Raw genomic sequence first — 26,399 nt, forward strand, 5'->3', positions numbered from 1 at the left:
CCGCGCCCGAGCCGCCGCGGCCGCGGCCGCGCACCGCCTCGCGGCCGCGCACCGTCCCGCGGCCCACCCGGGACCGTCGGCCCATCCCGGCCCGCCGCGGCGCGCCTAGCGTGGCCGGCACGGGCGACGCAGGGTCGCCCCGCCCGCCGCGGAGCCAGGGGAGGCAGCCATGCGCGCGCACGTCGTCTACGAGAGCCTGTTCGGGAACAGCCACGCCGTCGCGGAGGCGGTGGCGGCCGGGCTGCGCGCGGCCGCGCCCGGCGCGGACGTCTCGGTGGTGAACGTGCTGGCGGCGCCCGACGCGCTCCGCACCGACCTCGTGGTCGTCGGCGGCCCGACGCACGCGTTCTCCCTGAGCCGCCCCGAGACCCGGCGCAGCCGGCCGGACCACCTCGACGACCCCGAGGCGCGCCGGCGCGCGGACGCGGAGCCGGGGGCCGACACGGGGCGGGGCGTCCGCGAGTGGCTCGAGGCGCTCGAGGCGCCCGAGGGCACGCCCGCGGCGGCCTACGACACCCGGGTCGACCGGCCCGTCCCGAAGCGCGCCTCCGCGGGCATGGCCAAGCGGCTGCGCCGCGCCGGTTGCCGGGTGGTGCTCCCGCCGGCCGGGTTCCACGTCGCCGGCATGCACGGGCCGCTCGTCGACGGCGAGCTCGAGCGGGCGACCGCCTGGGCGGGGGAGGTCGCCCGCGCCGCCGGGCTCGCCGGCGCGCCCGACCCGGCCTGACGGCGTCCCCGGGCGCCGCGGCGGCGCGCGGCTAGGCTGCGGCGGGACGACCCGCGGTCCGGCGCGGGCGCGGGGACGCGAGGAGCGCGGCGGTGGCGGACGTGACGTCGACGGTGTTCTGGGTCAACGGGCGCCTGCTGCCCGAGGCGGAGGCGACGACCTCGGCGCGGGACCACGGGTTCGTCGTGGGCGACGGCGTGTTCGAGGCGGTCAAGGTCGACCGCGGCCGGATCTTCGCGCTGTCCCGGCACGTCGCGCGCATGACGCGGTCCGCCGCGGGCATCGGCCTGCCGGGCTTCGACCCGGAGCTCGTCCGGCGGGCGGCCCACGAGGTCGTCGAGGCGAACGCGGACCTGCTCACCAGCGCCTACGACCTGCTCCGCATCACGTTCACCGGCGGTCCGGGCGTCCTGGGCAGCGGCCGGGTCGACGGACCGCCGACGCTGGTGCTCGGCGTCACCCCGGGCCACGAGCCGGACCCCGAGACCGGCGTGGTCACCGTGCCCTACCGCCGCAACGACGTCGGGGCGCTGACCGGGCTCAAGACGACCTCGTACGGCGAGAACGTGCTGGCGCTCGCGCAGGCGCGGGCCGCCGGCGCGAGCGAGGCGGTGTTCGCCAACACCCGCGGGCAGCTCTGCGAGGGCACGGGCACGAACGTGTTCGTGGTGCGGGACGGGGAGCTGCTCACGCCCCCGCTGTCCTCCGGCTGCCTCGCGGGGGTCACCCGCGCCCTGGTGCTCGAGTGGCACGGCGCCCGCGAGGTCGACCTGCCCTACGACGCGCTCACCAGCTCGGACGAGGTGTTCCTCACGTCGACCGCCCGGGACGTGCAGCCCGTGGTCGCGGTCGACGGCGCGCCCGTGGGCGGCGGCGCGCCCGGGCCGGTGACGCGCGCGGTCGCCCGGGTGTTCGCGGAGCGGCAGCTCGAGCACCTCGACCCCTGACGGGGCGCCCGCTCAGACGCCGTGCAGCGTCGCGGCCAGCAGCGCGGCGCGTGATGCGAGGGCGGGCAGCCGGACGTGCTCCGTGGCCGCGTGCGCCCCGCCGCCGCCCGGGCCGAAGCCGTCGAGGGTGGGCAGCCCCGCGGCCCCGGTGAGGTTCGTGTCGGCGGCCCCGGGCGCGGGCGCGCCGGTGACGTCCTGCCCGATCCTGCCGGCCGCGGCGGCCACCGCCGCGAGGAGTCCCTGCGACGCGGCGCCGGGCTCCCACGCGGGCCGCCGGGAGAGCACCTCCGCGCGGACGTCCGCCCCGGGCCGGACCGGGACGGGCTCGGTGAGGCGCGCCAGCACCGCGCGCTCGCTCGCGTGGGTGACGAACCGCAGACCCAGGTCGGCGCGGGCGCTCTCGGCCACGACGTTCGTCCGGGTGCCGCCCGCGACGACGCCGACGTTCGCGAGCACCGACGGGTGCTCGGCGAGGAACCGCCGCGCGGCCAGGAGCTGGTCGAGCAGCTCGTCGGTCGCCGACACGCCCGCGTCCGGGTCGACCGCGGCGTGCGCGGCCAGCCCGGTGACGTGCAGCCGGAGGCGGGTCGAGCCGCGCCGGGCGGTCTTGAGCCCGCCGTGCGCGCCCGGCGCCTCCAGGCCCAGGGCGTAGGCGGCGCCGCGCGCGGCGTCCCGGATCAGGCCCGCCGTGGCGGGGGAGCCGACCTCCTCGTCCGGGGTGACCAGCAGCCGCACCGGGCGGTGCCCGAGCCCGGCGGCCCTCAGCAGCTCCGCCGCCGCCAGCGCGACGACGAGGCCGCCCTTCATGTCGTAGGTCCCCGGCCCGTGCAGCACGTCGCCGTCCCGCCGGACCGGGACCGAGCCGACGGCGTGCACGGTGTCGTGGTGGGCGAGCAGCAGCGCGGGGGCGTCGCCCGCGCGCGGTCCCCGGCCGGGCAGGTCGAGGACGACGGCGTCGCCCGATGCCGGGTCCGCGGTCGGCACCCGGTCGCCGCGGAACCCGGCGGCGCGCGCGTCCGCCACCACGAGGTCCGCCAGCGCGTCCAGCGCGGCGGCCGCACCGGTGGGGGTCTCGAGGCGCACGTACCGCTCCAGGCGCCCGGCGTCCGCGGGCAGCCGGCGCCGGGCGGCCTCGTCGAGCCCGTCCAGGGCCGCGGCGTCGCCCCTCATGCCCCCCGAACCTAGGCCTGTCGCGTCCGCCCCGCCCGCGGGACGTCCGCCCCGCCCGCGGGACGCCCGCCTCGTCAGGCCGGGGAGTCCGCCCGGAACCGGCGCAGGAGGCTCTGCGCCGCCTCCGCCACGAGCCCGTGGTCGTGCGTCACCGCGAACGCGAACTCCCGCTCGTCGTCCTCGGGCGACCCCACGGGAGCGCCGAGGGCCGCCGAGTGCCGGGACCGCGGCCCGTCGATCTCGCGCCCGACGAGCGCCACCGACTCGTGCGCCCCCAGGACCACCACCGTCCACTCCTGGGCGAGCGGCTCGGCGGGGTCGAGCGACGCCCACCGCACGTCGGCCGGCAGCGCGGCCGGGCGGCCGGTGCCGAGCGCCCCGACGAACGGCAGCGCCCCGGCGAGCCGCTCGTAGCGCCGCGCGGACCGGCCGGTGAAGAACCGCTCGTCCTGGAACGCGCCGAGCACCACCGGGGGGACCCGGTGCGCGACGGCCGCGGCCTCGAGGGTGCGGGACAGCGGGAGCAGGAGGCGCTTGGGCGCCAGGCGGACGGCCCGGCGCGTCCCGATGACCTCGAACGGCGTGGCGGCGCCCCCGAGCGGCGCGTGGGGGCGCGGGAGCCGCCCGGCGTGCCGCTCGCCGGCGGGCAGCGTCCGGTGCGGCCGCCCGAGGAACCAGCCCTGGCCGAGGTCGGCGCCGAGCACGAGCGCCCGCGTCAGGTCGTCCTGGGTCTCGATGCCCTCGGCGACGACCCGGGCACCGGTCGCCTCGGCGCGTGCCCGGACCGCGCCCGCGACCGTGATGGTCTCGGGGTCCTCGAGCGTGCGGAGCAGCTGCAGGTCGAGCTTGATGATCTCGGGCGCGAGCAGCGGGATGAACGCGAGCGACTCCGGGACCGCCCCGACGTCGTCCAGGGCGATGGCGCACCCGGCCGCGCGCAGCCGGGCCGCCGCGTCGAGCATCCCGGCCGGGTCGAGGGCGAGCGCGCGCTCGGTGATCTCGACGACCACGCGCACCTGCGGGCCGCGCCGCGCGAGCGTCTCGAGCACGAGCGGCAGGTGCCGGGACAGCGTCCGGGGCTCGATGTTGAGGAACAGGGTGTGGGAGGCCCCGCCCGCCGCCGCCTCGGCGTCCGCGAGCGCGCGCGACATCGCCGCCCGCTCCAGCTCGCCGAGGAGGCCGGCCTGCTCCGCCGCGTCCAGCACCTCCAGCGGCGACCGCCAGCCGGAGTCCGCGGGCGTCCGCAGCAGCGCCTCGCGGCCGAGCACCTCGCCCGTCGCGAGCTCGACGACCGGCTGGTACGCGCAGTGCACCCCGCCGGTGCGGAGCAGCTCCGGCACGGGCAGCCGGCCGGGGTGCTCCGGAGCGGACAGGAGGGTCACCTCGTCCTGATCGGTAGGCGCGCGGCGATGTTGAAGGTCCTGGACGTCGGCGTGTGCGGAGCGGCACCGGGCGCCCGCTCGGGCTAGCGTGGCCGCGGGTCAGGACGGGACGGGGGCGGCGTGGCGCGACATCAGCAGGACCGGCGGGTGGGGGACCACCTCGTCGACCGGGGCCTGGTCAGCAAGGCGACGCTGGACGCCGCGGAGCGGGTCGCCGCGGAGTCCGGCGCCTACATCGGGCAGGTGCTGATCGCGATCGGCGCGATCGACTCGGAGTCCCTGACCCGTGCGCTCGCCGACCTGTGGGGCCTGCCGTACGTCGTGCCGACCCGGATCACGGAGGCGCTCGACGCGCAGGGCGCCGACGTCGGCCGCGTGCTCGCGGAGCAGTGGCTGCCGCTGGAGCGCCGCGGCGACGGCACCCTGGTGGTGGCGGTGGTCGACGAGCCGACGCCCGAGCGCCGCGCCGCGATCGCGGGCGCGCTGGGCGAGGAGCCGTTCCTCGTGCTCGCCGACCGGTGGGACTTCCAGCAGGCCGTCCTCGACCGCTACGGGCCGGACCTGCGCGAGCGCGCGAGCCTCGGGCTGTGGGGCCGCTCGCCGGCGCAGTCCGCACGGACCGTCCTCGTGCCGTGGCAGCGGGTCGCGCTGGTCGTCGCGCTGGTCCTGGTCGTGCTCGCGGCGGTCGCGGACCTGCGCGCGGTCGTCGTCACGCTGTCGGTCGTGGTGGGCCTGGCGTTCCTGGTGGGGACGGGGTTCAAGTTCTGGGCGTCGCTGCGCGGCGCGCGGATGGAGCACGTGACGCGCACCGACCCCGCCGAGCTGGCCGCCCTCCCCGACCACGAGCTGCCGCGGTACACGGTCCTGGTGCCCGTGTACAAGGAGGCGAACATCGTCGCCAACCTCATCGGCAACCTCGGCGCGCTGGACTACCCGGCGCACCTGCTCGAGGTGCTGATCCTGGTCGAGGAGGACGACACCGAGACCCGCGCCGCGGCGGAGGCCGCGCACCCGCCGGCGCACTTCCGGTTCATCACCGTCCCGGCCGGCGCCCCGCAGACCAAGCCCAAGGCGTGCAACGTCGGCCTGGAGTTCGCGACCGGCGAGTACCTCGTGATCTACGACGCCGAGGACAAGCCCGAGCCCGACCAGCTCAAGAAGGCCGTGCTCGCGTTCCGGCAGGCGGGGGAGGAGCTGGTCTGCGTGCAGGCCGCGCTCAACTACTTCAACGCCGACGAGAACCCGCTGACCCGGATGTTCACGCTGGAGTACTCGTTCTGGTTCGACTACATGCTGCCCGGGCTGGAGTACGGGAAGCTCGCGATCCCGCTCGGCGGCACGTCGAACCACTTCCGGGTCAGCGGCCTGCGCCGGCTCGGCGGCTGGGACCCGTACAACGTCACCGAGGACGCGGACCTGGGCATCCGGGCGTCGGCCGAGGGGATGCGGGTCGGGGTCATCGACTCGACCACGTACGAGGAGGCCAACACCTCCTACCCGAACTTCGTGCGGCAGCGCTCCCGGTGGATCAAGGGCTACATGCAGACGACGCTGGTGCACCTGCGGCAGCCGTTCCGGCTCGTGAAGGTGGCCGGTCTCCGGCAGACGCTGTCGTTCCTGTTCCTCGTCGGCGGCACGCCCGCGACCTTCCTCGCGGTGCCGCTGCTGTACGCGGTGTTCCTCGCGTCGCTGCTCCTCGACCCGGACCAGCTGGCGTTCCTGTTCCCCGGCTGGGTGCTCTGGCTCTCGCTGTTCAACCTGGGCGTCGGCAGCGCGCTCATGATCTACGTCTCGATGATGGGCGCCTTCAAGCGCCGCCGGTACGGCCTCGTGCTGTGGGGCCTGGCGAACCCGGCGTACTGGCTGCTGCACTCCGTCGCCGCGTACAAGGCGCTCTGGCAGCTCATCACGAAGCCGCACTACTGGGAGAAGACCGCACATGGCCTCACTGGCGTCGCCGCTGCCGCGCACGTCCCCGCGTCGGTACGCGGCTGACACCTGGCCGGTCCGCCCCGCCGCGCGCTGGGGGCTGCGGGTCGCCCTGGCGCTGCCGTTCGTCGCGGTCGCGCTCCTCTCCCGGGCCGCCGGGTGGGTGCCCGCGGCGAACGAGGCGCTGGCCGACCGGGGCGCGCTCGTGCAGTGGGGCGACAGCGGGCTGTCCTGGATCGCGAGCGTGTTCCCGCCGCTGTCGGCCGCGGTGTCGGCCCTGCTCGGCGGCAGCACCCTGGCGATGAGCCTGCTCGCCGCCGCCGTGCTCGGCTTCACGCTGCAGCGGCTCGCGGCGGTGCTCGTCCGCGAGGGCCTCGGCCCGTGGGCGACCGCGGCGGTCCTCGGGACGCTGGTGCTGACCCCGCCCCTGTACTACCTGGCGTCGAACGACCTGGTGTCGCTCCTGGGCGTCGCGCTGCTCGTGCTCGCGCTGGACGGCATCGGCGCGTTCGTCGAGCAGCGCTCCACCGAGGCGGGCTTCCGGGCCGGGCTCGCGCTGGGTGTCGCCGTCATGCTCGACCCGGGCGCGTGGCTGTACGCGCTCACGCTCGCGGCCGTCGCGCCGTTCTTCGCGCGGCGCGCCGGCCGGTCGGGGCGGCGGGCGCACGAGGCGACCGTCGCGGTGCTGCTGTTCCCCGCCCTCGCCGCGGTCGCGTTCTGGCTGTACGCGTCGTGGTGGTTCTCGTCCGACCCGCTCGGGGGCATGGAGGCGGCGACGCCCGCCGGCTGGCTCCCGGGCGGCGCGGGCGCCTCGGCGGCGGAGGCGCTCCGGCAGATCGCCCTCGCGCTGCTCGCCGCGCCGCTGGTCCTGGTCGCGTCCACCGTGCGCGCCGTCCGGGACCCGTGGTCGCTCATCGCGCCGGGCATCGCCGTCGTCGGGCTGTACCTGTCGCTGTGGCTCGGGCTGCGCGAGGCCGCGGGCCAGACGTGGATCGTGCTGACCGCGCTGTACGTGCTGCTGCTCGCGCCGCGGAACCCCGGTCCGCGGCGGCGGGTCGCGATCGTGGTGGCGTCCGTCGCGCAGGTCGCGATCGGCTGGCTCGTCGTGCTGACGTCGGGCGGGACGCTCGGGGTGTGGGCGCGGGCGGTGCTGGGGGGCTGACCCCGCGCCGCCCGGGCTGGTGGCCGCCGCCGCGACGCGGTACAACCGAGGCATGACGACCCGCCCCCGTGACCTCACCTCCGAGACCGCCGCGAACCACCGCGCCGAGGCCCTGCCGTCCGAGGCCGAGCTCCGCGCCACCGACGTCCGCTCGGGCGGAGACCCGGCCCGTGCGCCGCGCACCCTGCGGGACAGCGAGCTGCTCCCCGACGACGAGGCGATCGCGGCGTCGGACGACTGGGACGACCCCGAGCGGCTCTGACCCCCGCCCGCGCAGCACGAGGCCCCGGCCACCCTCGGGTGACCGGGGCCTCGGCGCTCCGGGGGTCGCGGGCGTGGGCCGCGCGACCGGCGCGCCGTCAGACGGAGGACGGGTCCTTGGCGGCGGCGCCGGCGTCCTGCGCCGACTCCTGCTCGCCCTCGGCGTCCGCGGTGCTCAGCTCGCCGCCCGCGTTCTCGAGGTGCGCCCGCACGAACCAGTGGAACAGCTCCAGCTCGTGCAGGTGGCCGACCAGCATGTCGTTCGTGACCGTGTCGAGGTCCTCGGTCGCGGCCGCGGCCTCGCGGTGGTCGGTGACGACGCCCACGTAGACCTCGTCCAGGGCGCCCAGGTGCTCGATCGCGCCGGCCCGGCCGATCGAGTAGTCGTCCCAGCTGCGGTCCTGCACCAGCGCGCCGGGGGTGCCCACCGGGGCGACGCCGAGGGTCGCGATGCGCTCGGCGATGGCGTCCACCATGGCGCGCACGGCGTCGACCTGCGGGTCGATCATCTCGTGCACCGCGATGAAGTGCGGGCCGGTGACGTTCCAGTGGATGTGCTTGAGCGTGAGCGCCAGGTCGTTCAGCGCGTTGAGGCGCTGCTGCAGGATCGCGGCGACCGTCCGGCCGTCCTCGACCGTGAGCGACGGGACGGTGTACTTCGGCAGCTCCGTGCGGCGAACCATCAGTCTCCTCCTTGCGTCCTCGGCGCCCGACGGCGCCGGCTGGCACCCACGCTGCCGCAACCTCCGGGGTCGCGCAATCGCAGGTGGGACGGGTGCGGGCGGCCGTCGTCGCGCCCGCGCGGGCGCCCGGGTGTCACGCCTCCCACGGGTCGGGCGCGGTGTCGTCCCGGCGCCCGCGGAGCACCGGCTGCCGCAGCCGCCCCGACGGCGTCCGGGTGAGGTAGCGGACGTCGAGCAGCACCACCGGCTCCACCCAGACGGTGCCCCGGGCGTCGACGGGCTCCAGCCGCTCGGCGAACGGCGACGTCGCCCGCTCCAGCGGCCGCAGCGCCGCGGTGAGGTCCCGGGCCAGCGTCCCGGCCAGCCCGCTGCCGGCGCGGCACAGGAAGCGGAGGCCGCCCGCCGCGTCCGGGGCGCCCAGCAGCACCGCCCCCATGCGGCCGCTCCCGGTCGTCTCGGGGCGCCAGCCGCCGACCAGCGCGGTGCGGGTGGTGTGGTGCACCGCCTTGAGCCAGTCGCCGGACCGGCGGCCGGGCTGGTACGTCGAGCCGGCGCGCTTGGCCACCACGCCCTCCAGGCCCTGCGCCCGGGTGGCGGACCAGATCACGTCGCCGTCGGAGTACACGGGGGACAGCTGGACGCGCTCGGGCAGCGGGACCGTCTCCATGGCGGCGCGCCGCTCGTCGAACGGCCGCCGGGTGAGGTCCTCGCCCGCCAGGACCGGCACGTCGAACACGAGGTAGCTCACGGGCACCCGGCGGGCGAGGGCGGCGGCGCGCGCGGGGTCCCGGACGTGCATCCGCTCCGCCAGGGCCGGGAACGACGGCACCCCGTCCCGCATCGCGACCACCTCGCCGTCGAGCACGGTGCCCGGCGGCAGGCCCGCCAGCCCCGCGAGCTCGGGGTACGCGGGCGCGGCGTCCCGGCCGTTGCGGCCGAGCATCCGGAGGCGGTCTCCCGTGGTGTCGGCGAGGATGCGGACACCGTCCCACTTCACCTCGAACCGCCAGCCCGGACCTGCGGGCAGGCGGCCCGGGACGGGGACAGGGGTGGCGAGCATGGGCTGCACGGGTCCATCCTGCCCACAGCACGCGGAGTCGTCGCGGGGGAGTGCTCCGCGCCGGGGAGGGTGGTCACGATGCGCGCGATCTGGAAGGGCGCCGTCGCGTTCGGGCTGGTCAACGTGCCGGTCAAGCTCTACGCGGCCACGGGGGAGCACGAGGTGCCGCTGCACCAGGTGCACAAGAAGGACGGCGGCCGGATCCGGTACCGCAAGGTGTGCTCGATCGAGGACGAGCCGGTCGAGTACAGCGAGATCGCCAAGGGCTACGAGACCGACGACGGGCAGCTCGTGGTCCTCACCGACGAGGACCTCGACCAGCTGCCGCTCGCCACCGAGCGCGAGATCGAGGTCATCGAGTTCGTCCCCGCCGACCAGGTGGACCCGATCCTGCTCGCCAAGACCTACTACCTGGAGCCGGACCGCACGGCCGCGAAGCCGTACGCGCTGCTCCGCGAGGCGCTGACCAGCACCGACCGGATGGCCGTCGTCAAGGTCGCCCTGCGGCAGCGCGAGTCGATGGCGGTGCTGCGCGTGCGGGACGACGTGATCTGCCTGCAGACGCTGCTCTGGCCGGACGAGGTGCGCGAGGCGGACTTCCCGATCCTCGACCAGGACGTCACCGTCAAGCCGCAGGAGCTCGCGATGGCGTCGTCGCTCGTGGAGTCCCTGGCCGGCGACTTCGACCCGTCCGGCTTCGAGGACCGGTACCGCGCCGCGCTGGAGCAGGTGATCGAGGCGAAGGTGTCGTCGGGCCGCACGCAGGCGGTGCCGCAGGCCGAGGAGGTCGGCGAGGGCGGCCAGCCCGCGGGCGAGGTCGTCGACCTGCTGGCGGCGCTGCAGCGCAGCGTGGAGAAGGCGCGCGGCGGGGGCGGCGCGTCGTCGGGGAAGGACGCGGAGCCCGCCGCGGCCGAGGAGAAGGCGGAGAAGAAGGCGCCGGCCCGGAAGTCGTCGTCCCGCGCGAAGGCGGCGGCCGCCGACGACGCCGAGGAGAAGCCCGCCCGGAAGTCGACGTCGACCCGCTCGCGCGCCAAGAAGGCCGACGACGAGAAGCCGGCCGAGGACAAGGCGGCCGACGAGAAGCCCGCGCGCACCCGGCGCAAGCGGGCGTCCTGACGCGTGGCGAGCGCACCCGGGGACGCCGCGTCCGTGCACGAGGCCGTCGTGGCCGCCCTCCGGCGCGCCGCGTTCCTGCTCGAGCGCGGGGGCGCGACGTCGTACCGCGCGGACGCCTTCCGGGCGGCCGTCCGCTCGCTCGAGCGCACCGGCCCCGACGAGGTCCGGGCGCGGCTCGCGGCGGGCACGCTGACCGACCTGCCGGGCGTGGGCGCCCGCACCGCCGAGGTGGCCGCGGACGCCGCGGCGGGCGGGCCGGTGCCGTACCTGCTGGACCTGGAGCAGAAGTTCCCGTCCGCGGAGGCCACGGGCGACGGCGCCGCGCTCCGGGCGGCGCTGCGCGGCGACCTGCACGCGCACACCGAGGCGAGCGACGGGTCCACCACCGCGCAGGAGATGGTGCTGGCCGCGATGGAGCTCGGGCACGAGTACCTCGCGATCACGGACCACTCGCCGCGGCTCACCGTGGCCAACGGCCTGTCCCCGGCGCGGCTGCGGGCGCAGATCGAGCAGATCGAGGCGCTGAACCGGGCGATCGCGCCGTTCCGGGTGCTCACCGGCATCGAGGTCGACGTCCTCGACGACGGGTCGATCGACCAGGAGCCCGAGCTGCTGGACCGGCTCGACGTCGTCGTGGCGTCCGTGCACTCCAAGCTCCGGATGGACTCCGCCGCGATGACCCGGCGGATGCGCGCGGCCGTCGCGAACCCGCGGGTCGACGTGCTCGGCCACTGCACCGGGCGGCAGCTCACCGGGAAGCGGCAGCGCCCGCCGAGCGAGTTCGACGCGGCCGCGGTGTTCGCCGACTGCGCCGAGCACGGGGTGGCCGTCGAGGTGAACTGCCGGCCCGACCGGCTGGACCCGCCGCACGCGCTGCTCGACGTCGCGGTCGACGCCGGCTGCCTGTTCACGGTCGACACCGACGCGCACGCGCCGGGGCAGCTGTCGTGGCAGCCGGTGGGCTGCGACCGCGCCGCCGCGCACGGCATCGGGCCCGACCGCGTGCTCGACGCGTGGCCCCTCGACCGCCTCTTGGAGCACCTCGCGGGCCGGAAGGTCGCTGCCTGAGCGACACACCGCCCGCGTGGCGATGCGCGGAAGCGCCCTGCCTGCCGTTATGGTCGTCCGCGTCGGTCCGCCGGAAGCTGACGCCCCACGCAGGCGCCGAGCGGCCCGCGCACCCAGTTCGAACACATAGGAGCACATCCGTGAGCGTGAACCGCACCGAGCTCGTCCAGGCCATCGCCGCCAAGGCCGGGCTCACCAACACCGCCGCCGACGCGGCCCTCAAGGCCTTCCAGGAGGTCCTGGTCGAGCAGCTCAGCGCCGGCGAGTCCGTGACCATCCCGGGTCTGCTCGCGGTGTCCCGTGCCGACCGTGCCGCGCGCACCGGCATCAACCCGCAGACCGGCGAGAAGCTGGACATCCCGGCCGGCTTCCGCGTGAAGCTGACCGCCGGCAGCGCCCTCAAGCGCGCCGTCGCCAACTGAGCGACCCCGCACCACCGCACGCGAGCCGGGGACCCGTCGGGTTCCCGGCTCGCGGCGCGCCCGGGAACGGATCACGTGCCCGCCGGCGTTGAGTAGCATGGTCGGCCGTCCCGCCGAGGGACGCCCGGAGGAGGGAGCACGCACCGATGGCCGTCACGCAGCGCACCACGAAGCAGCGCACCGAGATCCTGGGGCTGCTCGACGACCTCGACGAGTTCCGCTCCGCCCAGCAGCTGCACGACCTGCTGCGGTCCCAGGGCTCCACCACGGGGCTCGCGACCGTGTACCGCGCCGTCCAGACGCTCGCCGACGCCGGCGAGGTCGACGTGCTGCGGTCGCCCGACGGGGAGGCGGTCTACCGCCGGTGCGTGCGGCGCAGCCACCACCACCACCTGGTCTGCCGGTCCTGCGGCAAGGCGGTCGAGATCGACGGCCCCGGGGCCGAGGCGTGGGCCGAGCAGGTGGGCGCCGCGCACGACTTCTCCGACGTCGAGCACACCATCGAGCTGCTCGGCACCTGCGCGGAGTGCCGCGCCCGGCACGCGGCCGAGGCGGCGGCGACGCGCTGACCGGCGCACCTCCCCGCGTGGGGGAGGATGGGCGGGTGGACAGACTGCACGACCCCGCCCGGCACGACTTCGCCTCCGACAACTACGCGGGGGTGCACCCCGAGGTGCTCGCGGCCCTCGCCGCCGCCAACGACGGGCACGTCCCCGGCTACGGCGCCGACCCGTACACCGAGCACCTCCAGGACGTGCTCCGCGGCCACTTCGGCGCCGACGCGACCGCGTACCCGGTGTTCAACGGCACCGGCGCGAACGTGGTCGCCCTCCAGACGATGCTGCCCCGCTGGGGCGCCGTCATCTGCGCCGAGACCGCCCACATCAACACGGACGAGAACGCCGCCCCCGAGCGCGTCGGCGGCATCAAGCTGCTGACCGTGCCGACCCCCGACGGCAAGCTCACCCCGGAGCTCGTCGACCGGCACGCGCACGGCTTCGGCGACCAGCACCGCGCCCAGCCCGGGGTCGTCTCCATCACCCAGGCGACCGAGCTCGGCACCGTCTACACGCCCGACGAGATCCTCGCGATCACCACGCACGCGCACGCCCTCGGCCTGCGGGTGCACCTGGACGGCTCCCGGCTCGGCAACGCGGCCGCGGCGCTCGACCTGCCGATGCGCGCGCTGACCACCGACGTCGGCGTCGACGTCGTGTCCCTCGGCGGCACCAAGAACGGCATCCTGTTCGGCGAGGCGGTCCTCGAGCTGACCCCGGGGTCGACGCCGGGCATCGCGTTCCAGCGCAAGGTCGACATGCAGCTCGCGTCCAAGATGCGGTTCGTGTCGGCGCAGCTGATCGCCCTGTACGAGGGCGACCTGTGGCTCCGGTCCGCGCGGCACGCCAACGCGATGGCGCAGCGGCTGCGGGCCGGCGTCGAGGCGGTGCCGGGCGTGCGTGTCACCCAGGCCACCGACGCCAACGCCGTGTTCGCCGCGCTCCCGGCCGGGGTGGCGGACGCGCTCCGCGAGGTGCGGCGGTTCTACGACTGGAACCGCGCCACGGGCGAGGTGCGCTGGATGTGCGCGTTCGACACCACCGAGGCGGACGTGGACGCGTTCGTCGCGGCGGTCGGCCGCGCGGCGGCCGCGGCGGCCTGACCCGGGGGTCCGCCGGTTCGGTGGTTCCCGCCGAGTTCGGTGCTCGGGAGCACCGAACTCGGCTGGGAACACCGAACTCGTCGCCGGCGCCGGCGCGCTGACCCCGGGGTCGACACACGAAGGGGCTCGGCACCGTGGTCGGTGCCGGGCCCCTTCGCGCGTCGGGCGCGCCTCAGCGGCGCGCCGCGGGTCAGCGCGGGGTGGTCGAGCGACGCGGGCGCGCGTCCCGGCCGCCGAAGTCCCGGCCGCCGTCGCGCGAGCCGTAGCCCTCGCCGCGGGAGCCGTAGCCGCCCTCGCGGGCGCCGTCCCGGCCGGTGCGCGGGCCGTGGTGCGCCGGGCCGCGGGAGGCGCCGCGGTCCGGGCGACCCGCGCCGCGCGGGCCCTCGTCCACGCGGATCCGCAGCGGGCGGCCGGCGACGCGGGCGCGGCCGATGCGGTCGAAGGCCTCGGGGGACAGGCCCGCGGGGATCTCGACGAGCGAGAAGGTCGAGAAGATGTCGATCTTCCCGAGGTCCTTGCCGGTCAGGCCGCCCTCGTTCGTCAGCGCGCCGACGATGCCGCCGGGCTGCACGCCGTCCTTCGAGCCGACCGCGAGGCGGTAGCGCGGGCCACCGCTGCTCGGGCGGGCCGCGCTGCGCGGGCGTCCGCCCTCGGCGCCGTCGCGGCGCGGGCCGCGCTCGGGAGCGAGGTGCGCGCGGGACAGCGCGTCGTCGAGGTCGTCGCCCTCGGTCGGACGCGGTGCCGGGCCCTCGTCGCCGACGGCCAGGGCGGCGAGCACGGCGACCAGCTCGGCGGCGTCCGTCTCCGGGTGCGCGGCGAGGAACTCGGCGGCGGCGGTGCGGTACAGGTCCAGGCGGCCGACCTCGCGCCGGGCGGGGACCCGCCCGAGCAGCGCGGCGACGCGGTGCGCCGACACGTCCGCGGGCGACGGGATCTGGATCTGCTCGAGCTGCTGGCGGGTGGTCCGCTCGATCGCCCGGAGCTTGCCGTTCTCGTTCGGGGTGACGAAGGTCAGCGCCTCGCCGGTGCGGCCCGCGCGGCCGGTGCGGCCGATGCGGTGCACGTAGGCCTCGGGCTCGCCCGGGACGTCGAAGTTCACGACGAGCCCGATGCGGTCGATGTCGAGGCCGCGCGCCGCGACGTCGGTGGCCACGAGGACGTTGATCGCGCCGGAGCGGACGCGCTCGACGATCTTCTCCCGGTCGCCCTGCGCCACGTCGCCGGAGATGTAGGCGGCGGCGACGCCGCGCTCGACGAGCGAGACGGCCACGTCCTCGGCGGCGCTGCGGGTGCGGACGAACACGATCGCCGCGTCGGCGTCGGACACCGCGAGCACGCGGGCCAGCGCGCCGGCCTTGTGCCGGAACGGGACGACGGCGTAGGTCTGCCGGACGCTCGACACCGTGGACGACTGGCGGGCGACGGTGATCTCGACCGGGTCGGTGAGGTGCTGCGCGGCGACGCGGCGGATGGCCGGCGGCATGGTCGCGGAGAACAGCGCCACCTGCTTGGAGGCGGGCGTCGCGGAGGCGATGCGGTCGACGTCGTCGACGAAGCCCATCCGCAGCATCTCGTCGGCCTCGTCGAGCGCGAGGAACCGCACCGCGTCGAGCTTCAGGGAGCCGCGGTCGAGGTGGTCGATGACGCGGCCGGGCGTGCCGACGACGACCTGGGCGCCGCCGCGCAGGGCGCGCTGCTGGGGCAGGTACGGCGAGCCGCCGTAGACCGGGACGACCTCGAGCCCCGGCATCTTCGAGGCGAAGGACTCCAGCGCCTCGGCGACCTGCATGGCGAGCTCGCGCGTCGGGGCCAGGACGATCGCCTGCACCTCGCGGAGCTCCGGGTCGACGGCGGCGAGCAGCGGCAGGCCGAACGCGGCGGTCTTGCCGGTGCCGGTCTGGGCGACGCCGGTGATGTCGCGGCCCGACAGCAGGGCCGGGATGGCCTCCGCCTGGATCGCGGTCGGCGTGGTGAAGCCGAGCTCCAGGACGGCCTCGCGCAGCGGCGCGGGCAGGTCGAGGTCGGCGAAGGTGGGGCCGGTCGCGACGGTCTCGTCGGACGCGGGCAGGGCAGGGTCGAGCAGGGACGTCAAGGCAGCACCGTTTCGTGTCGCTGGGGGGAGCTGTGCGCCGCCCGGGTTCCGGTCGGCCACGCGGTCGCACTCCCACACCCACACATCACGAGGCCGCCACGTCAGGAGAGGGGGGCCTCGGCACGCACATCACGGGACACTGCGACTGACTCCGAGTTCCACCAGTCTACCGGCCCGGACCGCCGGACGCGGGGGAGGGCGGCGGTGACCTCGGGCACAGCGCCGTCCGGCGCGGCGCGGCGGCTCAGCCCAGCCCGAGCCGCCGGCCCTCGATCGCCGGGCAGGTGTCCATCACGACGTCGAGCCCCGCCGCCGCGGCCCGCTCCGCCGCCGCCTCGTCGACCACGCCCAGCTGCAGCCACACCGCCCGCGCCCCGACGGCGACCGCCTGGTCGACGACGTCGCCCGCCAGCCCGGAGTTCACGAACACGTCCACCACGTCGACCGGCCCGCCCGCCTCCGCCAGGGTCCGCACCCCGGGGGCGCCGTGCACCGTCTCCGCCCGCGGGTGCACGGGGACGATCGTCTGCCCGAGGTCCTGCAGGTAGGCCGCCACCCCGTACGCCGCGCGCGCCCGGTTGGTGGACAGCCCGACGACCGCCCAGGTGCCGGGCGCGCGGAGCAGGCGGTCGATGACGGCGGGGTCGTTGACGTGGGCCATGCGGCCAGCGAACCACGGCGGGACGACCGCCGCGCGGGACCCGACGCGGCCGGGGCGCCGAGGTGGCCGGAGAGCGGTCCCCACCTGCGTAGGATGAGCGGCGTCGATCAGGGCGTACGAGGCGGGAGAGCTGTGGCGGAGCGGGACGTGGTGAGCGACCGCGTCCTCACCGTGCCGAACGTGATCAGCCTGATCCGGCTGCTGATGGTGCCGGTGTTCGCGGTGCTCATCGTCGCCGGGCACGACGGCTGGGCCCTCGGGGTCCTCGCGGTGTCCGGCGCCAGCGACTGGCTCGACGGCGTGCTGGCGCGCCGCCTCGGGCAGGTGTCGCGGCTCGGCCAGGTCCTCGACCCGGCGGCGGACCGGCTGTTCATCTTCGTCACGCTGCTCGGCCTCGCGGCCCGCGGTGTCGTGCCGTGGTGGCTCGTGGTCGTGCTGCTCGCCCGCGAGGCGATGCTGGTGGTCATGCTGGTGGTGCTCGCGCGGCACGGCTACGGCCCGCTGCAGGTGCACCTCGCGGGCAAGGCCGGCACGTTCGCCCTGCTGTACGCGTTCCCGCTGCTGCTGCTCGCGCACTGGGGCGGCATCGTGGGCGACCTGGCGTCCGTGCTCGGCTGGGCCTGCGCGTGGTGGGGCGTCGCCCTGTACTGGTTCGCCGGCCTCCTGTACGTGCGTCAGGCGTGGCAGCTCGTCGGCCGGCGCGGCGGCGCGGACGCGGGTGAGGCCCGCACGGTGGCCGTGTGACGGACCCCCGCCCGGGGGACCGAGCCGGCCGCGACCCCGCGGGGGGCCCGGTGCGGCGTCGCCTCGACGCCTCGATGTCGCTGCTGACCGAGGTCACCCAGCACCCGCTCGACCCCGAGTACCGCGAGGCGGCCGAGCGGCGCGCCGCGGCCGGCAAGCCGCGGCGCCGGGGCGGGCGCGGCACCGTCGCGGTGGCCGTGCTGGCGGTCGTGCTGGGCGCGGCCACGACCTGGTCCGTGCTCGCGCTGCGCGCCCCGCAGCCGTCCGCGATCGCCGCGCGCGAGGTGCTCGCCGGGCAGATCACCGAGCGCAGCGCCGAGCTCGACCGGCTGCGGGACCGGAGCGCGGCGCTGTCGGACGAGATCGCCCTGCTCCAGGAGCAGGCGTTGTCCGGCGCGGACTCGCCGCTGCTCGACCAGCTGGCGGTCGACTCCGTCGCGTCCGGCGCGACGGCCGTCACCGGGGACGGGCTGCGGATCACGCTGCAGGACGCCGACGCGGACGACGACGACCCGAACGGGCGGGTCCGGGACTCCGACCTGCAGCTCGTGGTCAACGGGCTGTGGGCCTCGGGCGCGGAGGCGATCGCGGTGAACGGCGAGCGGCTGGGCCCCACGACGGCGATCCGCACGGCGGGCGACGCGATCCTGGTCGACGTCGTGCCGCTGGTGGGGCCGTACGCGATCGAGGCGATCGGCGACCCGCAGGGCATGCAGACCGGCTTGGCCCGTACGTCGGGCGGCCAGCTGCTCGCCGTCCTGCAGTCGACGTACGGCATCCCGACCCGCGTGTCGTCGCAGCGGGACCTGCACCTGCCCGCGGCGGGCACCGTGACGTTGCGGTCCGCCGAGCTGCCCGAGGGCGTGCCGGTCCTGCCCGGCGCGACGCCGGGTCCCGCGGGTTCGACCGCGCCGTCGGGCACACTGTCCGGGGACGAGAGCGAGGGGGACTGAGTTGATCGCGGTGATCGGCCTTGTCGTCGGCGTGGTGGCGGGCCTGGTGCTCGAACCCACGGTGCCGGCGGCACTGCAGCCCTACCTGCCGATCGCGGTGGTGGCGGCCCTCGACGCGCTGTTCGGCGGCTTCCGGGCGGTCCTCGACGGGCTGTTCGACGACCGGGTGTTCCTGGTGTCGTTCCTGTCGAACGTCGTCGTGGCCGCGCTGATCGTGTTCCTGGGCGACCAGCTCGGCGTCGGCTCGCAGCTGTCGACCGGCGTCGTCGTCGTGCTCGGCATCAGGATCTTCTCCAACGTGGCCGCGATCCGGCGGCACCTGTTCAAGGCGTGACCGTGCCCGAGGACCCCGCGCAGCCCGCCCGGCCCGAGCCCGCCGCCGCGGCCGGGCCCCGACCCGTGCGCGGCTGGCGGGCGCTCGGCCGAGCCCTGCGTCCCCGGGCCACCCGTGCCCAGGCCCTCACCGGGGTCCTGTGCGTGCTGCTCGGGTTCGCGATCGCCGTGCAGGTCCGCCAGACCGACACCGAGAGCCTCACGGTCATGCGGGAGTCCGAGCTGGTGTCGCTGCTCGACCAGACGACGCGCCAGGCCGACGACCTCCAGCAGCAGGTGGCCGAGCTCGAGCGCACCCGCACCGAGCTGCAGTCCGCGGGCTCGAGCCGCGAGGCGGCGCTGGAGGCGGCGACCCGCAGCGCGGCCGCGCAGGGCATCCTGTCGGGCCGGCTGCCGGCCGAGGGGCCCGGGATCACGGTGACGGTGTCCGACCCGACCCGGTCGGTGTCCGCGCTGACGCTGCTCAACCTGCTCGAGGAGCTGCGCAACTCCGGCGCCGAGGCGGTCCAGCTGAACGACCAGCGCCTGACCGCGTCGTCCTACGTGCTCGGGACGGACGACGGGATCGAGGTCGACGGGAAGCCGGTCGCGCCGCCGTACCGGTGGGTCGCGATCGGCGACCCCGGCACGATGTCGACCGCCCTCGCGATCCCGGGCGGCGCGGTCGCCAAGGTGCAGATCGACGGCGGCACGGCGACCGTGTCGACCGAGGACCGCGTCGAGGTCACCGCCACCCGGGACGTGCCCGACCCGCAGTACGCCGAGCCGGAGACCTCCGGCGGCGGGTGACACCGCCCCGGCGGGCGCGACACCCGGTCGGCGGGGTGTGCTCAGGTCCTCCGGGCGCTTAGGCTGTCGGGGACCCCGGTGCAGGTCGGGGGCGCGCGTCAGCAGGTCTGGGAGGGTGTCATGAGCGACGAGCAGCAGGTGCCGGGCGGCGAGCCGCGTCCGGCCGCGCCCGACGGGGCGCCCATCTCGGCGGCTCCCGACACCACGATCAGCTTCGGCTCGCTCGGCGGGCTCGAGGTCGAGCCGGCGGGCCCCGTCGGCCTCACCGCGGAGCAGGCGGCGGCGGTCCAGGCGCTGCCGCGCACCTCGGCACTGCTCGTCATGCAGCGCGGCCCGAGCTCGGGCGCGCGGTTCCTGCTGGACGCCGACCGCACGGTCGCGGGCCGCAGCCCGAACGCGGACATCTTCCTCGACGACGTCACGGTGTCCCGCAAGCACGCCGAGTTCGTGCGCGAGCTCGACGACTTCGTCGTCCGCGACGTCGGCTCCCTCAACGGCACGTACGTGAACCGGGAGCGGATCGACTCCGCGGTGCTCCGCGCCGGCGACGAGGTGCAGATCGGCAAGTTCCGGATGACCTTCCACCCGAGTCCCGCCGCGCGGCCCGGCGCGCAGCCCGCCGGCCCCGCGCAGTGAGCCCCGCCCGGTCCGCCCGGCACGCGGACGCGGGCCCGGACGACGGCGTCGCCGCCGCGCGTCCCGCCGCGCCCGACGCCGCGGCGCAGCAGGGCGGCGACGCGCCCGGTCCCTGGCCGCGCGGGCTGTCCCGCGAGGCGAGCATGCGGATCTCCGACGTGCTCGCCGCGCTGCGCATCGAGTTCCCCGCGGTCACGAACTCCAAGCTCCGGTTCCTCGAGGAGCAGGGCCTGGTCGAGCCGGTCCGCACGCCGGCCGGCTACCGGCAGTACAGCCCGGCGGACCTCGAGCGGCTGCGGTACGTGCTGCGCGAGCAGCGGGACCGCTACGTGCCGCTCAAGGTGATCGGCGAGCGCCTGGCCGCGCTCGACGCCGGCGACGAGTCCGAGCCGGTCTCGCTCGTGGTGACCGAGGACGGCGTGCCGCGCTCGGGCACCGCCGACGCGCGGTACACCACCGCCGCGCTGGCCCGGGAGGCGGGGGTCGAGGAGCAGCTGGTCGCCGACCTGGTCCAGGCCGGGGTGCTGCGCCCGTCGGCGTCGGGCCACCTGGACGCGTGGGCCAAGGAGGTCGTGCTGGCCGCGGCCGCGCTCGCCGAGCACGGCCTGGAGGCCCGGCACCTGCGCGCGTTCCGCAGCGCGGCCGACCGGCAGCTCGACATGGTCGAGGCGGTGGTCGCCCCCTGGCGCGGGCAGACGTCGGCGTCGGCGCGGGGCCGCGCGAGCACCGTGGCCGCCGAGGTGGGCGAGCTCTGCGCCCGCCTGAACACCGCGCTGGTGCGCGCGGGCGTCGCCGACCTGGCTCCCTGAGCCGCCCGGCCCGCGCGCCCGGTGCGCTCTCCGACGGCGCGTCGTAGCGTGGACGCATGCACGAGGACGACCTGGTCCAGCTCGAGGTGCTCGGCGTGCGTCGTCACCCGGGCGACGACGAGCTCGTCGTGCTGCTGCTCGAGCCCGTGGGGGAGCTGATCGTGCCCATCGCGATCGGTCCGACCGAGGCGGGCGCGATCGCGACCGCGCAGGCCGGCGTCGTGCCGCCGCGGCCGATGACGCACGACCTGCTCCGGGACGTGCTCAGCGCCCTCGACACCCGTGTGGTGCAGGTGGAGATCACCGAGCTGGTCGGCGGCGTGTTCCACGCGGCGCTGGTGCTGGGGGAGCAGCAGGTCCGCGTCGACGCCCGCGCCTCGGACGCGATCGCGCTGGCGGTGCGGGTGGGCTGCCCGGTGCTGTGCGCGACCGACGTGCTCGCGGAGGTCGGCGTCGAGGCCGCGCCGGTGTCCCCGGAGGAGGCGGACGAGGCGGCCGCGAGCACCACCCCGGACGAGCAGGTGGCGCAGTTCCGGGAGTTCCTCGACCACGTCTCGCCCGACGACTTCGAGCGCGGCGAGCCGGGCGGGAAGGACCGAGGTTCAACCTCAGGTGGAGGGTAAGACACGCCGTGCGCGACACGCCGAGAGCCGCGGGCGTGGCGGTCGTTGACCGCCCCCGGCGGCGGCCCTAGCGTTGCACCCAGAACAGCACAGCACTGCATCTCCCGACACGCCGCCCCGGCGCGCGGGCGCGACGAGTGGAGGACCCCGTGACCGGCACCGAGCAGACAGCGGAGGCGGCGGGCGCCGTCCCGCAGCGGGCGCAGGGACTCCTGTTCGGCGACGACCTCCCGGACCTCGACACCACCACCGGGTACCGCGGCCCGACCGCCTGCCGCGCGGCCGGCATCACGTACCGGCAGCTCGACTACTGGGCCCGCACCGGCCTGGTCGAGCCGTCCGTCCGCCCGGCCACCGGCTCCGGCACGCAGCGGCTGTACTCGTTCCGCGACATCCTCGTGCTCAAGGTCGTCAAGCGGCTGCTCGACACCGGAGTCTCGCTGCAGCAGATCCGCGCGGCGGTCGGCCACCTGCGCGAGCGCGGCGTGGACGACCTCGCCCAGATCACCCTCATGTCCGACGGCGCGAGCGTCTACGAGTGCACCTCCGCCGACGAGGTCATCGACCTGGTCCAGGGCGGTCAGGGCGTGTTCGGCATCGCGGTCGGCCGGGTGTGGCGCGAGGTCGAGGGCACGCTCGCCGAGCTGCCGACCGAGCGCGCCGAGGACGAGGGCGTCGCCGCCCACGCGCACGACGAGCTCGCGGAGCGGCGCCGGGCGCGCAACGCCGGCTGACCCCCACGCACGACACCGGGACGGCCCGGGCCCCACGGGGGTCCGGGCCGTCCTGCGTCCCCGGGGGCATCGAGTGGGGTCGAGTGGAGCGTTCTGCCCGACACGCCGGCGCGTGTCGGGCAGGACGCTCCACTCAGCTCCAGTCGGGTGCCTCGGGGAGGTTCAGGGGTCAGGCCGGGGGCGGGAACCGCAGTGTCGCCACGACCGGGTCGTGGTCCGACGGGTGCCGGCCGTCCGGGCGGGCGTCGAGCACCGCGTACGACTCGACCGCCACGTCCGGGCTCACCAGGACGTGGTCGATCCGCTGCCGCAGCGCGGACCCGGGGACCGGCGCGTCCGGGTCGAGCACCTGGGTGAACGTGGTCGGCGGACCCGCGGGCGGCGTCGCGCTCGCCGCGCGGGCGTCCAGCAGGGCCGGTCCCGGCGCGGCGTCGACGGCCCAGCCACCGGCCCCGACGACGGGCGGGGCCGGCGCGGAGGAGCCCCCGCCCAGCAGCACCCGGAGCGGCTCGGACCCCGGCTCCGCGTTGAGGTCGCCGGTGAGCACGACCGGCCCGCCCTCCGCGACCTCCGCGGCCCGCTCGAGCAGCAGCCGCGCCGACTCGATCCGGGCCCGCGCCCCCTCGTGGTCGAGGTGCGCGTTGAGCAGCGCGAACGTCGCCCCGGTCGCGAGGTCCCGGAACCGGGCCCAGGTGCACAGCCGGCGGTACCTCGCGTCCCAGCCGGTGCTGGGCACCTCGGGCGTGGGGGAGAGCCAGAAGTCCCCGGTCGCCAGCACCCCCAGGCGCGCGGTCCGGTACAGGACCGCCGCGTGCTCCCCGGTGGTCCCGCCGTCCCGCGACCGCCCGACGGCGGCGAACCCCGTGCCGTGCGTCAGCGCCGCGAGGTGGGCGGTGGTGCCCTCCTGGGTGCCGAGGACGTCGACGTGGTCCAGCGCCGCGCGGACGAGCGGCGCACGGTCGTACGTCCGGGTGGCCGGCCAGTGCGCGACCCACAGGTTGTACGTGCCGACGCGCAGCGCGTCCGTCACGACCGCGTGCCGGCCGGCGTGGTCACCTCGACGACCGACGCGCCGTCCAGCAGCGCCAGGTCGAGCGCGGCGCTCGCCCACCGGTACGGGTGCGCCACGGGTGTCGTCGGGACGTCCCGCCCGTCGACGCGGACCGTCACCGCCGTCGCGGCCGGGTCGACCCGGTACCGCACCGTCCGCCGGGCGCCCGCCAGGTCGAGCGCGACCTCCAGCCCGTCGTCCTCCGCCGCCAGCGTCGGGCCGACGACGAGAACGCCGCGGCGCTCGTCCAGGCCGAGCAGCCCGTGCAGCACCTGCCGCAGGTAGATCCCGGGGCCGGAGGAGTACACGCGCCAGCCGTCGGCCGTGGGCACCTCGCCGGTGCGGAGCAGCTCGAAGTCCCGCGCGGCGGTGTACCGGTCGGGGAACGCGGCGTCCGACGACGAGGTGTAGCAGGTGCGCTGCCGGGGCAGGGCGCTGGGCACCCGCTCGCGCATGCCGATCGGGGACAGCCGGAGCAGCTCGTCCGCGACGTCGGCCCGTCCGAGCGCGGCCAGGGCCTCGGCCCACCGGATGTGCGCGTGCGCGTACATGAGGCCGACCTCGCGCCCGAAGAACGCCGCCTGCTCGGCGCGCCGGAACGACTCGGTCTCGCCGTCCGCGAACCGGGTCGGCCGGTCCGTCAGCCGCACGCCGTCGGGGAACAGCAGGTGCTCCCGGACGATCGCCTCGTGCCGGTCGGCCTCCTCCTGGTCGAGCACCCCGGCCAGCACGAGCTGGGTCATCGGGATGAGCCGGTAGGTCAGGCCGGTGGACGTGTCGCGCGGGTGGATGACCGGGGTCGCCACACCGTCCACGACCGTGACGAACCCGGCCGCGACCCCGTCCGGCAGCATGTGCCGCCGCAGGTCCGCCGTGATCGCGGACCCGAGCGCGTCCATGCGGGCGACCAGGCCCGCCGCGGCGGGGGCGGTGCGCAGCTGCTCGGCGGCGAGCTCCAGCGCCTGGACGGCCAGCGCGGTGGTCCACGTCGAGGCCATCGAGGCGCGCATCTCCGAGCGGGCGGGCTGGAGCGTGTCGTCCCAGTCGCCGTCGCCGTACGCGGGCAGCGACGTCCCCGGCACCAGGTCGGTCTCCAGGTGCCGGACGAGCGCGTCGAGGTGGTCCGCCACGGTCGCGGGCTCGCCCGTGCGGAACGGCACGGGCGCGTCCAGCACCGCGACGTCGCCCGACGCCCGCAGGTACTGGCCCAGCGCGAACAGCGGCCAGTGCACGACGTCGCCGTGCGCGTGCTCCTGGAGGATCTCGGCGTAGGCGTCGAACATGAACCACTGCGGGAACGTGCCGTCGACGGCCTGCGACCCGAGCACCCGCAGCACCACGTCGCGGCAGCCGTCGAGGCGGCCCGCGGCGAGCAGCAGCTCGAACGGCCCCTGGCAGACGTCCCGGGTGCCCCAGGCGGCGCCCTGGTACTGCTCGAGGCCGTGCGGCACCAGGTAGTGCACGCGCGCGTCGTTCGCCCACCACGGCAGCAGCGTCTCGAGCTCGGCGAGCCGGGAGTCCTCCGCCACGGACAGCCCGCGGGTCAGCCGGGCGAGGGTGGCGCGGTGGCCCGCCGCCTCGCGCTCGGCGTCGAGCCCGCGCGCCACGACGTCCCGGGCCAGGTCCGCGGCGGCCCGCCCGCCGTCCCGGTCGGCCGTGGTCGCGATCCGCAGCGCCGCGCCCGCGCCGGCGGTGCCGCGCACGGTGACCACCGAGGTCCCGCGCGGCGCCCCGTCCGCGTACAGCGGGTCGTCGCCGGCGATGTCCGCGCCCGCGGTCGCCGCGAGCACGTAGGCGAGGCCGGGGTGGTGCCGGCGGGTGGCGGTGTCGTCGTCGGCGACGAGCACGACCGTGTCGTCCTCGTCGCGGGCCTGCCAGGCGCCGCCCCCGAGCTCGACCTCGGTGGTGACGAGCACGTCGACGCGCGCCGAGGCGACCACCTCGAGCAGCAGCGCGTCCCGCGACGCGTCCGCCACCGTCCGCACCTCGAGCCGGACGCCCGGCAGGTCGTAGACCCAGCGCGCCTCCCCGACGTCGAGCACGAACGCCGAAGGCGCGCCGAGCAGGCGCCACGCGCCGTCGACGTCGACCAGCACCCGGACGCCGTTGGCCCGCAGCAGGTTGAGGTGGTTCCGGTGCACGGTCGTGAGCGTGTCGAAGCTCGTGTTGCCGAGCACCGTGTGCGAGCCGAACACGCCGTGGGCGAAGACGGTCGTCGACAGCACGGCGCGGTCGGGGCTGAGCGAGTCGCCGGCGAGCAGCACGTGGCCGTGCGGGCGGAGCAGGTCGAGGTCCTTGTCGCCGCGGACCACGTGGGCGCCCCCGGGGGCGAAGCACGACAGCAGGCGGCCGTCGGCGTCGCGCTCCACGTGCCGTGCGTCGCCCGAGGCCCCTCCGAGCGCGAGCAGCTCGGCGTCCGCGAGCGGCGCGCCGCCGAGCAGCGGCGCGGTGGCCAGCAGGGAGCGCGCGGCCACGGAGTCGACCGGGGCGCCGCCGGGGCCGGCCGCGGCCGCCGCGTCGGCCAGCGCCACCAGGCCCGGCACCTCGGCCTCGACGTCCGGCAGCGCGTCGAGCACGGCGCCCCGCCGGTCGTCCCAGTACCGCCCGACGACGTGCAGGACCAGCGGTTCGGCGAGCGTCGACGCCCGCGACAGCAGCCCCGCCATCGCCATCTCGTGCTGGCGGACGCGGTCGGGCCACGGGGCGCCGGACAGGAACGCCGGGGTGACGCCCGCGCGCGCCGGCGGCCCGTACAGGTCGAAGCCGTCCGTCCCGGCGGCGACCGACCCCTCGGCGATCGCGAGCGCGAACAGCGGCAGCGCGGGCGCCGAGGTCATCGTCTGCCGGGACAGCACCACCGTGCCCAGGTCCGCGGAGTCGGCGAGCCGGTGCGCGACGTACTGCGAGACGTACGGCTCGGACGACGACGCGGCCTGCTCCGGCGCGAGCGACAGGTCCTGCGTGGCCGCGACGTCCCACGTCGCGCCCTCGGCACCGCGCTCGGAGCGCGAGAGCGCGATCCGCCACACCAGCGCCGTCCGCGCGGGGTCGAGCACCAGGTCGACGGTCCACGCCGCGCCGAGCCCCGCGCCCGTCCACCGCACCGCGCCCTCGCCGGCCTGCCAGGACGCGCCCGACCGGCTGCCGGTCAGCGGGACGTGGTCGACGGTCCCGTCCGCGGCGGTGCGGCGCAGGAACGGCCCGGCGATCCCGGCGTCGTGCGCGCCGATCCGGTACTGGTTCACGAGGCGGTCGCCGGGCGCGGCGATCCCGGCGACGTCGCCGGCCGGGGTCAGCCGGACGGCGAGGCCGCCCCCGGCGTCGACGGTGCGGGTGCGGTCGGTGCGGTCCCGGTGCAGGCGGGTCAGGGTGTCAGGCATGGTGTCA

The 26,399-nt window shown here is 76.6% G+C and carries 26 protein-coding genes; 18 read left to right on the plus strand and 8 right to left on the minus strand.

Annotated elements, in window-relative coordinates; translation table 11 throughout:
• The first annotated feature begins 169 nt into the window (after positions 1–169).
• Positions 170–727: a hypothetical protein gene (locus KVT14_RS10650; protein WP_217615643.1), complete on the plus strand. Its 558-nt coding sequence runs from the start codon at positions 170–172 to the stop codon at positions 725–727.
• A 92-nt stretch (positions 728–819) separates the two neighbouring features.
• A complete protein-coding gene (locus KVT14_RS10655; RefSeq protein WP_308161018.1) occupies positions 820–1,674 on the plus strand; it encodes an aminotransferase class IV in 855 nt (284 codons plus the stop codon).
• Between the two features lie 12 nt (positions 1,675–1,686).
• On the opposite strand, the gene KVT14_RS10660 is transcribed toward KVT14_RS10655, so the two are convergent.
• Together KVT14_RS10660 and KVT14_RS23150 are read right to left on the minus strand one after the other, a co-directional pair.
• Complete coding sequence (locus KVT14_RS10660; protein ID WP_217615644.1) at positions 1,687–2,844, minus strand: M20/M25/M40 family metallo-hydrolase; 1,158 nt, start codon at positions 2,842–2,844, stop codon at positions 1,687–1,689.
• Between the two features lie 74 nt (positions 2,845–2,918).
• Entirely contained in the window at positions 2,919–4,226 is a 1,308-nt protein-coding gene (locus KVT14_RS23150; RefSeq protein WP_217615645.1) for an EAL domain-containing protein, read from the minus strand.
• Positions 4,227–4,346: 120 nt separating this feature from the next.
• Here KVT14_RS23150 and KVT14_RS10670 point away from each other — a divergent pair, with 120 nt between their 5' ends.
• From KVT14_RS10670 to KVT14_RS10680, 3 genes are read left to right on the plus strand one after another with little or no spacing between them, the layout of a single operon-like run.
• On the plus strand, positions 4,347–6,221 hold the full coding sequence (locus KVT14_RS10670) for a glycosyltransferase (RefSeq protein WP_308161019.1): 1,875 nt from the start codon (positions 4,347–4,349) through the stop codon (positions 6,219–6,221).
• Positions 6,166–7,317, plus strand: a complete 1,152-nt coding sequence (locus KVT14_RS10675; protein WP_217615646.1) for a hypothetical protein — start codon at positions 6,166–6,168, stop codon at positions 7,315–7,317. Before KVT14_RS10670 ends, KVT14_RS10675 begins: the two co-directional genes overlap by 56 nt.
• Positions 7,318–7,369: 52 nt before the next feature.
• Positions 7,370–7,579 carry a hypothetical protein gene (locus KVT14_RS10680; protein WP_217615647.1) on the plus strand — a complete coding sequence of 70 codons (210 nt, stop codon included), beginning with the start codon at positions 7,370–7,372 and terminating at the stop codon, positions 7,577–7,579.
• A gap of 97 nt (positions 7,580–7,676) precedes the next feature.
• On the opposite strand, the gene KVT14_RS10685 is transcribed toward KVT14_RS10680, so the two are convergent.
• Positions 7,677–8,261, minus strand: coding sequence for a Dps family protein (locus tag KVT14_RS10685; protein WP_217615648.1), 585 nt, complete (start codon positions 8,259–8,261; stop codon positions 7,677–7,679).
• A 133-nt stretch (positions 8,262–8,394) separates the two neighbouring features.
• Complete coding sequence (locus KVT14_RS10690) at positions 8,395–9,321, minus strand: DNA ligase (protein WP_254630751.1); 927 nt, start codon at positions 9,319–9,321, stop codon at positions 8,395–8,397.
• Between the two features lie 78 nt (positions 9,322–9,399).
• On the opposite strand from KVT14_RS10690, the gene KVT14_RS10695 reads away from it, so the two are divergent.
• From KVT14_RS10695 to KVT14_RS10715, 5 genes are all read left to right on the plus strand, one after another.
• On the plus strand, positions 9,400–10,437 hold the full coding sequence (locus tag KVT14_RS10695; RefSeq protein WP_217615650.1) for a Ku protein: 1,038 nt from the start codon (positions 9,400–9,402) through the stop codon (positions 10,435–10,437).
• A gap of 3 nt (positions 10,438–10,440) precedes the next feature.
• Positions 10,441–11,505, plus strand: a complete 1,065-nt coding sequence (locus KVT14_RS10700; RefSeq protein ID WP_308161020.1) for a PHP domain-containing protein — start codon at positions 10,441–10,443, stop codon at positions 11,503–11,505.
• A gap of 140 nt (positions 11,506–11,645) precedes the next feature.
• On the plus strand, positions 11,646–11,927 hold the full coding sequence (locus tag KVT14_RS10705) for an HU family DNA-binding protein (RefSeq protein ID WP_147796772.1): 282 nt from the start codon (positions 11,646–11,648) through the stop codon (positions 11,925–11,927).
• Positions 11,928–12,073: 146 nt separating this feature from the next.
• Positions 12,074–12,496, plus strand: coding sequence for a Fur family transcriptional regulator (locus KVT14_RS10710; protein WP_217615651.1), 423 nt, complete (start codon positions 12,074–12,076; stop codon positions 12,494–12,496).
• A 35-nt stretch (positions 12,497–12,531) separates the two neighbouring features.
• Complete coding sequence (locus KVT14_RS10715) at positions 12,532–13,587, plus strand: low specificity L-threonine aldolase (RefSeq protein WP_147796770.1); 1,056 nt, start codon at positions 12,532–12,534, stop codon at positions 13,585–13,587.
• A 190-nt stretch (positions 13,588–13,777) separates the two neighbouring features.
• Here KVT14_RS10715 and KVT14_RS10720 read toward each other — a convergent pair whose 3' ends face one another.
• Both KVT14_RS10720 and KVT14_RS10725 read right to left on the minus strand, forming a co-directional pair.
• Positions 13,778–15,679 carry a DEAD/DEAH box helicase gene (locus KVT14_RS10720; RefSeq protein WP_254630747.1) on the minus strand — a complete coding sequence of 634 codons (1,902 nt, stop codon included), beginning with the start codon at positions 15,677–15,679 and terminating at the stop codon, positions 13,778–13,780.
• 244 nt (positions 15,680–15,923) lie between these two features.
• Positions 15,924–16,340, minus strand: coding sequence for a CoA-binding protein (locus tag KVT14_RS10725; protein ID WP_217615652.1), 417 nt, complete (start codon positions 16,338–16,340; stop codon positions 15,924–15,926).
• Positions 16,341–16,472: 132 nt separating this feature from the next.
• On the opposite strand from KVT14_RS10725, the gene KVT14_RS10730 reads away from it, so the two are divergent.
• From KVT14_RS10730 to KVT14_RS10765, 8 genes are all read left to right on the plus strand, one after another.
• Complete coding sequence (locus KVT14_RS10730) at positions 16,473–17,084, plus strand: CDP-alcohol phosphatidyltransferase family protein (RefSeq protein ID WP_246855102.1); 612 nt, start codon at positions 16,473–16,475, stop codon at positions 17,082–17,084.
• Positions 17,081–18,037, plus strand: coding sequence for a DUF881 domain-containing protein (locus tag KVT14_RS10735; RefSeq protein WP_308161021.1), 957 nt, complete (start codon positions 17,081–17,083; stop codon positions 18,035–18,037). The genes KVT14_RS10730 and KVT14_RS10735 overlap by 4 nt, the downstream gene beginning before the upstream one ends.
• Position 18,038: 1 nt before the next feature.
• Positions 18,039–18,371, plus strand: a complete 333-nt coding sequence (locus KVT14_RS10740) for a small basic family protein (RefSeq protein WP_217615653.1) — start codon at positions 18,039–18,041, stop codon at positions 18,369–18,371.
• 2 nt (positions 18,372–18,373) lie between these two features.
• The gene (locus KVT14_RS10745) at positions 18,374–19,159 is read left to right on the plus strand and encodes a DUF881 domain-containing protein (RefSeq protein WP_217615654.1); all 786 of its coding nucleotides are present in this window, start codon (positions 18,374–18,376) and stop codon (positions 19,157–19,159) included.
• Positions 19,160–19,279: 120 nt separating this feature from the next.
• Complete coding sequence (locus tag KVT14_RS10750; protein WP_217615655.1) at positions 19,280–19,795, plus strand: FHA domain-containing protein; 516 nt, start codon at positions 19,280–19,282, stop codon at positions 19,793–19,795.
• The gene (locus tag KVT14_RS10755; RefSeq protein WP_308161022.1) at positions 19,792–20,604 is read left to right on the plus strand and encodes a MerR family transcriptional regulator; all 813 of its coding nucleotides are present in this window, start codon (positions 19,792–19,794) and stop codon (positions 20,602–20,604) included. Before KVT14_RS10750 ends, KVT14_RS10755 begins: the two co-directional genes overlap by 4 nt.
• 56 nt (positions 20,605–20,660) lie before the next feature.
• The gene (locus KVT14_RS10760; protein ID WP_217615656.1) at positions 20,661–21,227 is read left to right on the plus strand and encodes a bifunctional nuclease family protein; all 567 of its coding nucleotides are present in this window, start codon (positions 20,661–20,663) and stop codon (positions 21,225–21,227) included.
• Positions 21,228–21,376: 149 nt separating this feature from the next.
• On the plus strand, positions 21,377–21,961 hold the full coding sequence (locus KVT14_RS10765) for a MerR family transcriptional regulator (protein WP_217615657.1): 585 nt from the start codon (positions 21,377–21,379) through the stop codon (positions 21,959–21,961).
• Between the two features lie 169 nt (positions 21,962–22,130).
• On the opposite strand, the gene KVT14_RS10770 is transcribed toward KVT14_RS10765, so the two are convergent.
• Both KVT14_RS10770 and KVT14_RS10775 read right to left on the minus strand, forming a co-directional pair.
• Positions 22,131–22,991 carry an endonuclease/exonuclease/phosphatase family protein gene (locus tag KVT14_RS10770; RefSeq protein WP_217615658.1) on the minus strand — a complete coding sequence of 287 codons (861 nt, stop codon included), beginning with the start codon at positions 22,989–22,991 and terminating at the stop codon, positions 22,131–22,133.
• Complete coding sequence (locus tag KVT14_RS10775) at positions 22,988–26,392, minus strand: hypothetical protein (RefSeq protein WP_217615659.1); 3,405 nt, start codon at positions 26,390–26,392, stop codon at positions 22,988–22,990. The genes KVT14_RS10770 and KVT14_RS10775 overlap by 4 nt, the downstream gene beginning before the upstream one ends.
• Between the last annotated feature and the right edge of the window lie 7 nt (positions 26,393–26,399).

It is taken from the genome of Cellulomonas sp. GbtcB1, from assembly GCF_019091725.1.
GTDB lineage: Bacteria > Actinomycetota > Actinomycetes > Actinomycetales > Cellulomonadaceae > Cellulomonas.